Source organism: Alphaproteobacteria bacterium, assembly GCA_033344895.1.
Lineage (GTDB): Bacteria > Pseudomonadota > Alphaproteobacteria > UBA8366 > Aestuariispiraceae > Pacificispira.
Genome location: JAWPMN010000001.1, coordinates 3,899,364 through 3,912,061, shown reverse-complemented (window position 1 = coordinate 3,912,061; position 12,698 = coordinate 3,899,364). Strand labels below are relative to the sequence as shown.

Sequence of the window (12,698 nt, the reverse complement as noted above, 5' to 3'; positions counted from 1 at the left end):
CTTCCTAGGCATGGACCCGCGGATGAGCGGACAGGATGGCGATAGCGAAGCGGAACGTCGGACGTTTCAGCTTTACATCGACGAGAGCGGTCGCATCGCCATGGCACGGGGCAATGCGGACCGTTGGCTCGGTACCAATCTGTCCGACCTGGAGGGCCGCTCCGTTGCAGAATTCGCCGCCGAGGAATCCCAGTTCGCCATCAGTGAAATCCTGGTCCAGGCGGCCCTGCGCGAGTTTCTGCCGAAAAGCCTGTTCTTCATGCGCGACGGACGGACGGGGTCTGTCAGCGGGTTCGAGGTCACCGGCAAGCCGCAGACCTTCAACGAGTTGTATCGCCTGAACTTCGTCCAGGACCCGGACATGGAGTACGGGCCGCAATCGAAGAACTCCCGTGAGGGCTTCGTCGGCGCGGTGGAACGCGCAATCCAGGATGCCGCCGAGAACGATCGCGATATCGACATGACCTTCCTGGATATCGGCGATGTCGGACGCCTGGGGTCGATCCCGGGGCTGAGTCCGGAGGACGTTCGCCGGTTCACGGACCGTGTCGAAAGCCGCCTGAAGGCGGAAAGCGTCGGCGGCGACTCCCTGGGGCGGGTTGATCGCGGCAAATACGGGCTTGTCCACGATCGCAACGCCGACATGTCAGGACTGCGCACCGAGCTTGAAAGCTACGCCAAGGATGTGGATCCGGGCGGACAGGCCCTGAAAGTCGATGCCTCGACGGTCGCTCTTGACGCCGAGACGATGGATATCGGCGACGTTCGCACTGCGCTGGAACACGCGGTCGACGAGTTTGCGGATACCGGCATCGATGCGGTCATCTTCGATACGCTGGCGGACAGCCAGGCCTCCTATCTCGACCGCAAGGAGACGCGCACGGCCCTGCTGATGCGCTGCCTCGAAGATGACGTGCTGACCTGCGCCTTCTCACCGGTCTGCGACATTGCAAAGTGGACCACGCATCACCTGACATCGGAGTTCCGGGCCAATCTGGACGATGACGGGCTGGGCGCAGCAGAGATTCTGAAGCTGACGGATGGCGACGACGACCTGCGCACCAAGGTCGATACCGCCCAGTGCCGCTATATCCTGACCCATGAGGCGCTGGACGATGTCGGCGTATCGGTCAACGTGGCGATCCGGTCCCTGCTGGAGCCGGAAGTGATCCGGATGCTGCTGGATTTCCGCCACAAGGCGCCACAGCGCATGGTCATCCTGCGCCTCAACGGTCTGGACCGGATTCCATGGGAGAAGGTGCAGGCACTCGACATTCTGCGCCGCGCAGGCTTTGCCATCGCACTGTACGGCCGAGATGTCGGTGCCGTGACGGCGGAGAAGCTGGAAGCCATTCCCGCCGATTACATCCTTCTGGACCCCAGTTTCGTGGTCAATCTGGACCAGTTGAAGCGTGGCCTGCCCATGATGGCGAATATGGTGGCACGCTGCCGGGAATACGGAATTCGCATCGTGTTCGAAGGCGTTCTTGAGGCGGCCGGGGCACGGCTGCTGTCCAAGATCGAGGGTGCCCTTTGCAACGGCCCCTACTTCGGTGAGCCGGTGGAATCCCTTGAGCAGCTTAAACTGCCGGTCCAGGGCAAATAGGAGCCGCTTGGACTTGCTTGCCGCTGCGCAATGATGGTAATCACCCGCGCCCGATACGGCATGCGGACAGGTGGCCGAGTGGTTGAAGGCACTGGTCTTGAAAGCTTAAGCGCTAAAGTCTGCAGTCAATTTTGAAGCAAGAATATTGCTATTTTTTACAGAGGGTTCTAGGTACGCCATACAGACTCAGCTTTCAGGTATTTTCTCACTGACAAGCAAGTCGTAAGCGGCAAAAGACGGAAGCGTGGCCGAGTGGTTGAAGGCACTGGTCTTGAAAACCAGCAACGGGGAAACCCGTTCGTGGGTTCGAATCCCACCGCTTCCGCCAGTATTGCCAGCCTTACTTGCCTTCCTGCGGGATTGTGAGGGCATACCGGCCAATACGTCTGCCTTTCCGGAAGTGCTGGGATGCCTTGTGTCAAAGGCGTGTGACGCATGAAGAATGCCACCCTCGGGCGACTTAAATTTTGCTAAGGACGATCACGGGATATATGAGAGTGTCTGCCGGATCATGTCGTCAACGTACCCGATGGCGGCATTCATGCTCGGGCGGTAGAGCGTCGGATGAGCGCATTGATTTCGCAGAGATAGCTGCCCATCGAGTATTCGAAGCTGGGCCTTGGTCGTAAACTTCACATCCTTGGCGACGATAAGAAAGTGGGATTCTGCAACGGATTCTTTCAGCTCTGGCAGGTCTTTGAAAGTCCACTTTGGGCGGGCGGCTCGAATGCCAGATTCATGCTTCTGATAGCACCGCTCCGAGAACACGTGGAAGTGTCCCGCCCAAGCAAGTACGATACCCGATCGATATAACTCACCTTCGAGACACGCGATTGCTTCACTGAAGTAATCCTGCACGTCAACGGGTGTGCCCGACAAGCTTTTGGTCAAATCCTCCAACAGTACGACACGCGAGGCGGCGCTTTCGTGCTTCGACAAGGCTTGATGCGCCGCGCGGCGCGCCTTACTTGCCCGCGTAGTCCAGTCTTCCAAACTCATCGCTCACGCCTGCGGCCTAAGGAGGTGTTCGCGTAGAGCTTTGAACAGCTTCTCGTACACCTCTGCATTGTCTGTTTCCGGGAGGTGTAGTTGAATGTTGATTGCGATTTGCGGCGTCAAGGCTCCCGTCTGCGGAACCGACGGCAGGGATGGTAGAGGAAGCGGCGATTGGGCCCCAACTCCGTTGCTATATCCGTTATCCGATGCGCCCGGTTGCGTTGCTGCTGGAATAGTGGGGTTGAGCCCCTCGGATATCTCCTTCGCCGGTGCCGAAGACACAACCAGCTTACCATTTTCCTCCTGAAGTAGTTTGGCGGCGAGCAAGACATCAACAACACAGCGAGCACCGGTCTTGTTTCCTGAGTTGTTCTTTTGGCCGGAGACGTACAGCACGTGTGCGGAGAAATCGCCTTCCGTCATGCCGTCTTTGATGCGCACTGTCGTAACAAGTCCGGCAACCTTTTCGTTGGTCTGAACGGCCTCCTTCCAATAGCCTTCGGCATCGGCAATCTGCTTATGTTCGAGGGCACGTCCGAGCTTCTTGCCCAACTCGGTCGCAGTTTTTTTCATCCCACCCGCGATGAGTCCGATGTCCGAGAGGAATTTGTTGTTCCTACTGATTACCGTTCCGTGAAGCCCTGTCAGTTTCGATAGCTGGTCGAGAGACGCTTGCTCCGGAGCATTGTTGTATCCCTTAAGTATCTTTTGAATCTCTTCAAAAGACGAGCCTGGCAAATTGAATTCAGTGGCCACGTCTATCCCCTCCGCTGCATAAGTTTACGGTGCATGAAATTTTGAGGTAAATCTTGTCGATCTACAAGCGTCAGTTGCGCAAGGTAGGGAGAAGACTCAGCCCCCGCGCCGTGCCACGGGGAGAACGGCGTTTTTGTCATCGGCGTCTGCATCCGCAGTTGGCACGTGTGGGAATTGCAATGAATCAAAAGTAGCTGAGGCAGCTGTATCGAGAAGAGTAGCTCCAGGTGCGCCGATGCGGCGGTCGGAAACTTGCTCGATCAATGCTCGACATCTTGTCACGATTGTATGCGGCTAGGCTGCCGGTAGGAGTGCTTCTCAAGCCAAACCGCTTCACTCAGCCATCCCAATAGAAATCGACCTTGGCCCTAGCTTTGATCCGATCCATCTAGCCTTTGGCGAGTTTTGCTCGATTCGGTTTGCCGCTCATGGCAGTCTCCGTAAGCAATTCGTAAGTAGCAGTGCTAGAGCTACGCATATTTTCCTACGGCTTATCGGTCAAGACAAGAAACTGATTTTTGAAAATACTTCAGTTACATCGAAAAGAACCAAGATGTATAAAGTTCATTGATTGTAAACTTGAAAACCGGCGTACGGGAAACCGTAACGTGGGTTCGAATCCCACCCTGTCCGCCATTTGACCACCGAATGGCCCCACGGTTCACCATTGATGCCGAACAATCTCGGATCAGGCTCCACTGGCAGCAATTGGGGGTTCCACACAATCGCCGTCAGGAGCCCGGAAGTATCCGGCGTAGCCGCCGCAGAAGGTGTCCTGTGGCGCCTTGGCAACCTCGGCACGGGCGCGATGCGCCGCATTCATTGCTTCGCCCAATTCATGCCGATGTAGCACATTGTGCCCGATCGCTGTCGCAGTCGAAAGGACAGGGGGTTCGGGCGGGTCGATATGAGGTGAAATGTCGTCCCGGCCCAAATGGCGACCATCGTTCCGGTACGCTGCCGCGGCCGTGTTAGCCCGCCACAAATCCTTGAACTGGTTCGCCTGTCAGAAGGTCGGGCGACCTGCACGTGGCATGTCCAGCCCGCGCGCCTGCGCGGCCCCGGCCCGCCTTACCATCCGCCGGAATGTCGGACAGGCCATGTGGTTCGGTGCCGGGCACGCCGCCGCGTGTCTCAGGCCGTCGCGCAATGACGTCAGATCCTCAATGTGCCTGTCCAATTCGTCGGCCCTGTCGGACAGTCTGGTGCGGTCGATCCGAGGCGCCCCATCCGGCCCGAACATGGCGCGTATTTCATCCAGGCTGAAACCGGCAATCCGACCAAGGGCAATCAGAGACAGGCGCTCCAGCGTGTCGTCGTCGAACACCCTTCGCAGGCCCCGGCGGCCGATGGATTCGATCAGCCCCTTTTCTTCATAAAACCGCAATGTCGACGCCGGCAATCCCGAAGCGCGTGCCAGGACAGCGATATCGACGGGCATGATCTATCCCTCTTGACCTAAAGTTCACTTTAACTTGTAGCATCCGCCCATGATCGCGTCACGCATTCACAAGGAGAGAGGGATCAGGGTATGACTGGTGCGTTGGAAATTGCGACCGGAACGGCACTTGTCGGGCTGGGGGCTACGGCATTCATGGATCTCTGGGCGGTGGCTCAGCGCGTCGCCTTCGGCATCCCATCCTTGAATTTTGCCCTGGTCGGGCGCTGGGTTTGCCATATGGCGGAGGGCCGTTTCACGCATCCGAGTATCGCCAAGACCTGTCCGGCAAGAGGCGAGCGCCTTGTCGGCTGGATCAGTCACTACCTGACCGGCGTGCTGTTTGCAGCGCTCCTGGTCGGGACCGCCGGTGCCGGATGGCTGTCCGCCCCTACCCTGCTGCCGGCCGTCGCCATTGGTGTGGGAACAGTGCTGCTTCCGTTTCTGGTGATGCAACCTGCCTTCGGCCTCGGAATTGCCGCCTCAAAGACTCCCCGCCCCGCCGAAAGCCGCGTTCGGAGCCTGATCGCGCATGCCTCTTTCGGACTGGGCCTCTACCTCTCCGGGCTGGCCTGGGCCATGATTCCGAATTCAATCCTTCCCTGAAGCATCTTCCATCCGCATAGCCCCTTGTCTGCCCCTGCGATGGACGCCAAGTTCATCTCAGGACACGGGAAGGACATGCACCATGCGGAAACTCTCAGGCTGGATCTCAACCATCGTCGGGCTGTGGCTGCTGTTTGCGGCGGGCACTGCAGCGGCGCAAGACGAGATCGGCAAAGTGACCCGGCTTCAAGGCGGCGCGACCCAGACGCTGGAAAACGCGGCGCAACCGCTTGAAGCCGGATCGCTGATCCGGGCCGGAGGCGTTGTCGAAACCGGCGCGGACTCCCGCTTGCAAATCGTGTTCATCGACGGGTCCCAGATGACGCTTGGTGCAGAGGCCCGGCTGGTGATGGACGAACTCGTCTACAACGTCGCCGCATCGGAAGCCGGTGCGGTTTCCCAAGCCTTTGAAGTGTTTGCCGGGACCTTTCGGTTCATTACAGGGGCGGTCGGACGAGAGGACCAAAACGCGGTGCGCATCGCGACGCCCGTTGCGACAATCGGCATTCGCGGCACGGATTTCTTCGGTGGACCGCTGGCATCCGGAATGCCGCCCGGTGAACTGCACTATGGCTTCATGAGCATTTCCGGCGCCATCGAGGTTTCGACACTGCAGGGATCGGTCACGCTGGACGAGGAAAACGAAGGCACCTTCCTGCCCATGGTCGGCGGAGCCGCGCCGACGCCTGCTAACATCTGGGAACAGGAAGCGATCGATGAGGCCTATGCCTCGATTGAGTTCCGTTAGGAAACTCTCCGCCGTACCGGCCGCCCATTGCGAATAAGGCGGGTCCCTGGACCCGCGACGGCCATCGGCTGTTATTTGTGGCGGAAGGTGATGCGACCCTTGGTCAGGTCGTAAGGCGTCATTTCCACGTCGACCTTGTCGCCAACCATGACGCGGATGCGGAACTTGCGCATCTTACCGGCGGTATGGGCAATGATCTCGTGGCCATTCTCCAGCTCCACGCGGAAGGTGGCGTTGGGCAGCTTTTCGACCACGGTGCCCTGAAATTCAATCAGTTCTTCTTTCGACATAGACGCGTTATCCGAACCTTCTTCTAAACGATCAAACGGCGGAAAGCCTGTCGCCTTCCGCCGCCCCATAAACGGGCGCGTAGGATATGAGCCATTCGGCCCGGAAAGACAAGCCCCGCCGCTGACCGACACAATTCGTGCCGGAAATGGCAATAGGGCTCAAAAATATCGTTCCACGGTTACCGTGTGCCTGCTATCAAGTGGGTAACAAGCGTGGGCAATGCAACAACCTGTCGGGAGGGCACCGGTGTTTTTCCGGGACAGGTGTTCTTTGCTTTATCGGGAATTCGTTTCGTATCGCGGCGCTGGTCGCGTGTTGGGGTGCCCTTGGGGATGGCGTACGACCTCAGTCAACTTTCGATCCTGGTCGCGGATGACGACAGTTTCATTCTGTCGCTGACCCGATCCCTTCTGAACGGCTTCGGAATCACGAAGGTCCGAACCGTCACCGATTCCAACATCGTGCTGGACGAATTGCAGACATCGACGGTCGATGTCCTGATGGTTGATTGGGACATGGAGCCGATGAACGGGATCGAACTGACCCGATTTATCCGGATGCATCCTGACAGTCCGAACCGATACCTTCCGGTTATCATCATGACCGGCCATACCGAGATGTCGATTGTGCTGAAGGCAAGGGATGCCGGCGTGACGGAATTTCTGGCCAAGCCGATGACGGTGCGGTCCATGTATCAGCGCATCGTGTCCGTCATCGAAAGGCCCCGCCCCTTCGTCCGGTCGAGCGACTATTTCGGCCCCGACCGCCGCCGCATCGACGACCCTAACTACAGCGGACCGGAACGACGCGGCGACCCGGAAGACAGTATCGAAATCTAGATACGCCCACCGGTCAGGAAGGCGTTTCGTCCGCCGCAGCCAGATATTTCGGGTTCACCAGCGACAGGCGGTCGCGCACATCCTCCATCAGCAGCGCATGCAGACGCGATGCGGCATCGCCCTCGTCGAAATCTCCTGCCCGAATTGCGGCACTGAGTTGTCGGACATCGCCGCCGGGCATGATCTTGTCCAGCCGCTGCTCCTGACGGGCCGCCAAGCCTCCGGCATCCGCGAGGTCGCGCTCCGCAGCCCCCAGGATTGCCAGAATCATGAGCATGTCGAGGGTTTTCTCCTCAGGGAGAACCGGCATGATTTCAGATTTCAGCACGTCCGCCGCGGTGCGCAGCAGATCCGCGCTATCCGGTCTGTCAGGGGTCATGCGGTTGCTTCCTTCGGTGCTGTCATGCGCAGAAGTTCCAGTTCCATCTCCGCCGGTCGCCGGCCGGTCAGCCCCAGGTCCAGCGTGCGTTCGCCGCCGACCAGATAACGGTCCCCCTGCTGCATGGCGATCACCGCCCAGCGCAGATGGGCATAGACTTCCCAATAATAGACCCGTTCTGGATCAACCCGGACACCCGATACCGCCTCGTAGCCGCGCAGGAAGGCGGCCCGGCTGCCGATCCCACCGGCCGGCTTGTCCCGGCCTGAAAACCGCCAGCACATGGCGTGGAACCAGCCGATATCCTCATGCCGGTCCGACCAGCCGGCGAACTCCCAATCGAGAATGGCAGTCAGCCCGCCTTCATCGACCATGTAGTTACCGGTGCGGAAATCATGATGCGCCAGTACGATATCTGCGGGCGCCGGTTGATGCCGCTCCAACCAACGAATCGTCCAGTCGAGAACCGGGCGTGGTCGGTCCATCTCGTCCAGGAAACGGCACATTGTCGAGAGTTCCGCCTGCGCCGCATTCGCCGGCGGATCAGGCAGAAAGTCGAAGCGATGGGTCTCAGGGGTGATGCTGTGAATGCGGGCCATTTCGGCCCCCATCCTTTCGGTCAGGGTCTCTCTATCGCCGCCAAGTGCCATGTCCCGGGTGATCTTTTGCCCAAGCGCCGTGCCGGCAACCCGCCGCATCAGGCAAAATTCCTTTCCGATGACCGACTTGTCCGTCACGCAGGCCAACGGCTCCGGCACTGTGACACCGGCGTGCCAAGCCGCGGAAAGAAGTTCGAATTCCTGGGCCCGTGACAGGCTGACGGCCACACCGGTCGGGCTGTCCGTCCGCAGAACAGCGGAAAGCGATCCGGCCTTCGGTCCGCCTTCGACGGTCAGGTCGACAGCCCAGTTCTCCTGGATTGCGCCACCGGACAGGCGCTCCATTCGGCCAATTTCGACCGAATGCGCCTCCAGTTCCTCTGCCAAGCGCCGAGCCAGACGGTCGCGCGCCGCGCTATCCCCCGACAAATCCAACATTCCGGATCAAACGCCCCATCGCCAGAAATCGTCGCCTTCCTGCGACAGAAACCGATTGAGAACCATCTTGTGGACTTCGGACGCGCCATCGACCAGGCGCGCCTGCCGCGCGTAGCGGTAGATCCATTCAAGGACGGTGTCCTTGGAATAGCCCCGCGCGCCGTTCAGTTGAATAGCCGTGTCCACGGCCTGATGCAGCGCATCGGCGACCTGAATTTTCGCCATGGAGACCTGTTTGCGGGCTTTGTCGCCCTGGTCGAGCGCCCAGGCAGCCCGCATCGTTAGCAGCCGGCCGATATCCACCTGCATCGCCGCATCCCCCAGCAGCAACTGAACGGACTCCCTGTCGCCCAGTTTGACGCCGAACCCTTCGCGGTTCTCGACATAGGTGCGGGCAATGGACAAGGCACGCTGCGACAGGCCGAGCCAGCGCATGCAGTGGGTCAGCCGCGCGGTGCCGAGGCGAATCTGTGTCAGTTTCAAGCCGTCCCCGACTTCCATCAGCCGGTTCTCGTCGGGAATCTCCAACCCCTCGAAATGCAGCTCGCAATGGCCGCCATGTTCCTCGGGCCCCATGATGGGAATACGCCGCCCAATGCGCCAGCCGGGCTGATCCTTATGAAACAGGAATGCGGTGAGGCCCTTGCGCGGATCGTCCGACGTCTTGGCGATCAGGATAAAGTGGCTGGCGACCCCCGCCCCGGTGATGAACCATTTGTGCCCGTTCACGATCCACTTGTCGCCCCGCCTTTCGGCACGTGTCCGGATCATCGAAGGATCCGATCCCCCGCCCGGTGCCGGCTCCGTCATCACGAAGGATGAGCGTACGGTCCCGTCGATAATCGGCTGCAACCAGGTCTGCTTCTGATCCTCACGGGCGACCCGGTTCAGGATGAACATATTGCCGTCGTCCGGCGCGGCACAGTTGAACACGACCGGCCCGAAGATCGACCGGTTGGCCTCTTCATAGAACGCGGCCATCCCCTGCGTATCGAGACCTAGACCACCCCTGTCCCGAGGCATCTGCGGCGCCCACAGGCCGCTGGACTTCGCCTTCTCGCGCATGCGGGCCAAGGGCTCCTCGGCGATGTTTTCATGCGCATCAAAGCACGCAGGATCGGATTCCAGCGGGATCAGCTGTTCGTCCACAAAGGCACGCACCTTCAGGCGCAGGGCATCGACATCCGGCGAAAGGGTGAAGTCCATGGCGGCCTCGGCTCACATCAGGGTTTAAAGAAGGGCGCGGGCGACAGAATCTTGTTTTCCATCTTCTGCAGCAGCGGCATACCCAGCTTCAGATAGTCCTGCCAGCCCGGGTCGGCGGCCAGTTTCGCCCGTCGCGCCGCGCGATCGGCAAGATCCTCATACTGCCACATATGAACGACCTGATTCAGTTCGCCGATATCCATGGAAACATACCAACCGACCGGCTCTCCCAGGTATTTGCGCTGCAGAGGCAGTCCCTTTTCTTCATAGATCTTCAACAGTTCGGGCAGTTTCCCCGGGATAACGGAATAGGTGCGATGGTCGATGATCATGAACTGGTCTCCTGATTTTCTGGATTCTGTCGGTTCGATTACGGTGTGGCGAGCGCGTGCCCGCCATCGACGGTCAGAACATGCCCTGTGGTCCAGGACGCGAGGTCACTGAGCAGATACAGCAGCGCTCCATCCAGGTCTTCCGGCCGGCCAAATCGGCGGATCGGAATCTGTTTCATCATTCTGGCGCCCAGATCGCTTTGCAGGAACGATCGATTGAGGTCGGTTTCGACATAACCCGGAGCGATGGCGTTCACGCGGATGCCGTGCTTCGCCCACTCATAGGCAAGCGCCCTGGTCATGTGCGACAGCCCTGCCTTGGAGACACAATAGGATATCTCCGTCTTGGACACCCGTTCCGCCAGTAGGCTGGAGATATTCACGATCGCGCCCCCCTGCCCTTCAGCCATTGCCGCGGCACAGGCCTTCGCAACGAAGAAGGCGCCCTTGAGATTGACATCGACCACCGCATCCCAGTCCGCTTCGCTCTGCTGAAGGGACGGTTTCGGCACCACGGTTCCGGCATTGTTGACCAGCAAATCCAGGCCGCCGAGCGCCTCTGCCGCCGCGGTCACACCGCTTTCAATGGATGGCACGTCCGCAACATCCATCGCCACGGCAACCGCTCGCCGCCCTGTCTCCTGGGTGATCGCCGTCGCTTCATCCTGCAGGCGATCGACCCGTCGCGCCGCAAGGACGACATCCGCACCCGCCCGGGCAAGCGTACCGGCGAAATGGCGCCCAAATCCGCTGGAAGCGCCGGTAATGAGCGCTTTGCGCCCGTCCAGTCTTAAATCCATGGCTTAAAGTTCCTTCGCCCGGCTGCGCAGCACGAATTTCTGGATCTTTCCGGTCGCAGTCTTGGGCAGCGGACCGAAGACAACCTTTGTCGGCGCCTTGAACCGGGCCATGTTTTCCTTGCAGTAGGCAATCACTGCGGCCGCATCGACGGCATTCTCGCGCCCGGGCGCCATGGTGACGAAGGCACAGGGCGTCTCCCCCCATTTTTCGTCCGGGGCTGCGACGACGGCCGCTTCCATGATGTCCGGATGCTTGAACAGGACCTCTTCGACCTCGAGCGACGAGATGTTCTCACCCCCGGAGATGATGATGTCCTTGGCGCGATCCTTGATCTCGACATAGCCGTCTTCATGCATCACGGCCAGATCACCGGTATTCAGCCAGCCGGTTCCAAGTGCCTCTCGGGTTGCGTCGGGATTCTTCAGATAACCGCGCATGACGGTGTTGGAACGCAACATCAGCATGCCAATCGTCTCACCATCGCGCGGTACGTCCTGCAGGGTCTCCGGATCGGCAACACGCTGGTCTTCCAATGCGACCATGGCAACGCCCTGGCGGGCCATCAGTGGCGCCCGTTCGGACAGTTCCATGTCGTCCCACTCCGGCTGCCACTCACAGACCGTCGACGGGCCGTAGCATTCCGTCATGCCGTACATATGGGTGACGTTGAACCCCATGCCTTCCATCTTTGCGATCACGGCCGACGGCGGCGCGGCGCCCCCGGTACAAACTTCAACCCGCTGCGGAAACTCGACCTTCTGCTCTGCCGGCGCATGAATCAACATGGTCAGCACTATCGGGGCACCGCACATATGCGTGACACCGTGGTCTCGGATCATCGGAAAGATCAGCGCCGGATCGACACGCCGCAGGCAGACATGCGTACCGCAGGCCGCCGTGACAGCCCACGTATAGGTCCAGCCGTTGCAGTGAAACATCGGCAGGGTCCACAGATAGACGGACCGATTGTTGACCCCAAAAGTCAGGGCGTTCGACATGGCGTTCAGATACGCGCCGCGATGATGATAGACCACCCCTTTGGGGTTGCCGGTCGTCCCGGACGTGTAGTTGAGCGCCAACGCATCCCATTCGTCAGGCGGCAGGCTGTGAACGAAGGTCGGGTCGCCTTCTTCGGACAGCATCGTCTCATAATCCGTCGTACCGATTCGCGGACCATCCGGTTCGACCGGATCGACAATATCGATCAGGATATCCGGGCGGTTTGCCGTCTTCTCCAATGCCTCGGCCATAACCGCGTTCATCGAACATTCGGACAGAACAGCCTTGGATTCCCCATGTTCCAGGATGAAGGCGACAGTCGCCGCGTCCAGCCTGGTGTTCAGCGCGTTCAGTACGGCCCCCAGCATCGGCACCGCATAATGCGCCTCCAGCAGAGCCGGAATGTTCGGCGACAGGATGGTTACCGTGTCGCCCTTGCCTATTCCCCGCGCCTTGAGGGCGGAAGCAAAGCGACGGACCCGTTCGTAGAACTGAGCATAGGTGAACCGCAGTTCGCCATGGATCACCGCCGTGCGATGCGGAAACACGCCGGCCGCTCGTTTCAGAAAACTGACGGGCGAAAGCGGCACGTAATTGGCGACGCCCTTGTCCAGATCCCGGTCGTAAATACCAACTTGCGTCACTGATCGGCCTCCCATGCATT

14 protein-coding genes and 1 tRNA gene are annotated in these 12,698 nt (G+C 59.8%); 5 read left to right on the top strand and 10 right to left on the bottom strand.

Annotation, left to right across the window (positions count from 1 at the left end; translation table 11 throughout):
- Positions 1-22 precede the first annotated feature (22 nt).
- Positions 23-1,606, top strand: coding sequence for an EAL domain-containing protein (locus tag R8L07_18635; GenBank protein ID MDW3207556.1), 1,584 nt, complete (start codon positions 23-25; stop codon positions 1,604-1,606).
- A gap of 238 nt (positions 1,607-1,844) precedes the next feature.
- Positions 1,845-1,934, top strand: a tRNA-Ser gene (locus R8L07_18630).
- A gap of 152 nt (positions 1,935-2,086) precedes the next feature.
- Here the strand turns inward: R8L07_18630 and R8L07_18625 are convergent.
- The 3 genes from R8L07_18625 to R8L07_18615 form a co-directional block, all read right to left on the bottom strand.
- Complete coding sequence (locus R8L07_18625; GenBank protein MDW3207555.1) at positions 2,087-2,605, bottom strand: hypothetical protein; 519 nt, start codon at positions 2,603-2,605, stop codon at positions 2,087-2,089.
- Positions 2,606-2,608: 3 nt separating this feature from the next.
- On the bottom strand, positions 2,609-3,358 hold the full coding sequence (locus R8L07_18620) for a hypothetical protein (protein ID MDW3207554.1): 750 nt from the start codon (positions 3,356-3,358) through the stop codon (positions 2,609-2,611).
- 1,006 nt (positions 3,359-4,364) lie between these two features.
- On the bottom strand, positions 4,365-4,802 hold the full coding sequence (locus R8L07_18615) for a helix-turn-helix domain-containing protein (GenBank protein MDW3207553.1): 438 nt from the start codon (positions 4,800-4,802) through the stop codon (positions 4,365-4,367).
- Positions 4,803-4,889: 87 nt separating this feature from the next.
- Between R8L07_18615 and R8L07_18610 the strand changes: the two genes are divergently transcribed.
- Both R8L07_18610 and R8L07_18605 read left to right on the top strand, forming a co-directional pair.
- The gene (locus tag R8L07_18610; protein ID MDW3207552.1) at positions 4,890-5,402 is read left to right on the top strand and encodes a DUF2938 domain-containing protein; all 513 of its coding nucleotides are present in this window, start codon (positions 4,890-4,892) and stop codon (positions 5,400-5,402) included.
- Between the two features lie 82 nt (positions 5,403-5,484).
- Positions 5,485-6,150, top strand: coding sequence for a FecR family protein (locus tag R8L07_18605; GenBank protein ID MDW3207551.1), 666 nt, complete (start codon positions 5,485-5,487; stop codon positions 6,148-6,150).
- 71 nt (positions 6,151-6,221) lie between these two features.
- Here the strand turns inward: R8L07_18605 and infA are convergent, their stop codons facing one another.
- Positions 6,222-6,440 (bottom strand): translation initiation factor IF-1, encoded by a 219-nt coding sequence (gene infA, locus R8L07_18600; protein MDW3207550.1) that lies wholly within the window; start codon positions 6,438-6,440, stop codon positions 6,222-6,224.
- Positions 6,441-6,773: 333 nt separating this feature from the next.
- Here infA and R8L07_18595 point away from each other — a divergent pair, with 333 nt between their 5' ends.
- The gene (locus R8L07_18595) at positions 6,774-7,280 is read left to right on the top strand and encodes a response regulator (GenBank protein MDW3207549.1); all 507 of its coding nucleotides are present in this window, start codon (positions 6,774-6,776) and stop codon (positions 7,278-7,280) included.
- 13 nt (positions 7,281-7,293) lie between these two features.
- Here R8L07_18595 and R8L07_18590 read toward each other — a convergent pair whose 3' ends face one another.
- From R8L07_18590 to R8L07_18565, 6 genes are read right to left on the bottom strand one after another with little or no spacing between them, the layout of a single operon-like run.
- Positions 7,294-7,659, bottom strand: coding sequence for a DUF6285 domain-containing protein (locus tag R8L07_18590; protein ID MDW3207548.1), 366 nt, complete (start codon positions 7,657-7,659; stop codon positions 7,294-7,296).
- The gene (locus R8L07_18585; GenBank protein ID MDW3207547.1) at positions 7,656-8,696 is read right to left on the bottom strand and encodes a phosphotransferase family protein; all 1,041 of its coding nucleotides are present in this window, start codon (positions 8,694-8,696) and stop codon (positions 7,656-7,658) included. Before R8L07_18585 ends, R8L07_18590 begins: the two co-directional genes overlap by 4 nt.
- Before the next feature lie 6 nt (positions 8,697-8,702).
- On the bottom strand, positions 8,703-9,902 hold the full coding sequence (locus R8L07_18580) for an acyl-CoA dehydrogenase family protein (protein ID MDW3207546.1): 1,200 nt from the start codon (positions 9,900-9,902) through the stop codon (positions 8,703-8,705).
- Between the two features lie 17 nt (positions 9,903-9,919).
- A complete protein-coding gene (locus R8L07_18575; protein MDW3207545.1) occupies positions 9,920-10,234 on the bottom strand; it encodes an NIPSNAP family protein in 315 nt (104 codons plus the stop codon).
- Between the two features lie 38 nt (positions 10,235-10,272).
- On the bottom strand, positions 10,273-11,034 hold the full coding sequence (locus tag R8L07_18570; GenBank protein ID MDW3207544.1) for an SDR family oxidoreductase: 762 nt from the start codon (positions 11,032-11,034) through the stop codon (positions 10,273-10,275).
- Between the two features lie 3 nt (positions 11,035-11,037).
- Entirely contained in the window at positions 11,038-12,678 is a 1,641-nt protein-coding gene (locus R8L07_18565) for an acyl-CoA synthetase (protein MDW3207543.1), read from the bottom strand.
- Positions 12,679-12,698: the final 20 nt, after the last annotated feature.

Coding starts and splice junctions, on each gene's coding strand:
- R8L07_18590 (MDW3207548.1), bottom strand. CDS start 7,659: ATGACCCCTGACAGACCGGATAGCGCGGATCTGCTGCGCACCGCGGCG.
- infA (MDW3207550.1), bottom strand. CDS start 6,440: ATGTCGAAAGAAGAACTGATTGAATTTCAGGGCACCGTGGTCGAAAAG.
- R8L07_18570 (MDW3207544.1), bottom strand. CDS start 11,034: ATGGATTTAAGACTGGACGGGCGCAAAGCGCTCATTACCGGCGCTTCC.
- R8L07_18635 (MDW3207556.1), top strand. CDS start 23: ATGAGCGGACAGGATGGCGATAGCGAAGCGGAACGTCGGACGTTTCAG.
- R8L07_18605 (MDW3207551.1), top strand. CDS start 5,485: ATGCGGAAACTCTCAGGCTGGATCTCAACCATCGTCGGGCTGTGGCTG.
- R8L07_18575 (MDW3207545.1), bottom strand. CDS start 10,234: ATGATCATCGACCATCGCACCTATTCCGTTATCCCGGGGAAACTGCCC.
- R8L07_18580 (MDW3207546.1), bottom strand. CDS start 9,902: ATGGACTTCACCCTTTCGCCGGATGTCGATGCCCTGCGCCTGAAGGTG.
- R8L07_18585 (MDW3207547.1), bottom strand. CDS start 8,696: ATGTTGGATTTGTCGGGGGATAGCGCGGCGCGCGACCGTCTGGCTCGG.
- R8L07_18595 (MDW3207549.1), top strand. CDS start 6,774: ATGGCGTACGACCTCAGTCAACTTTCGATCCTGGTCGCGGATGACGAC.
- R8L07_18610 (MDW3207552.1), top strand. CDS start 4,890: ATGACTGGTGCGTTGGAAATTGCGACCGGAACGGCACTTGTCGGGCTG.
- R8L07_18625 (MDW3207555.1), bottom strand. CDS start 2,605: ATGAGTTTGGAAGACTGGACTACGCGGGCAAGTAAGGCGCGCCGCGCG.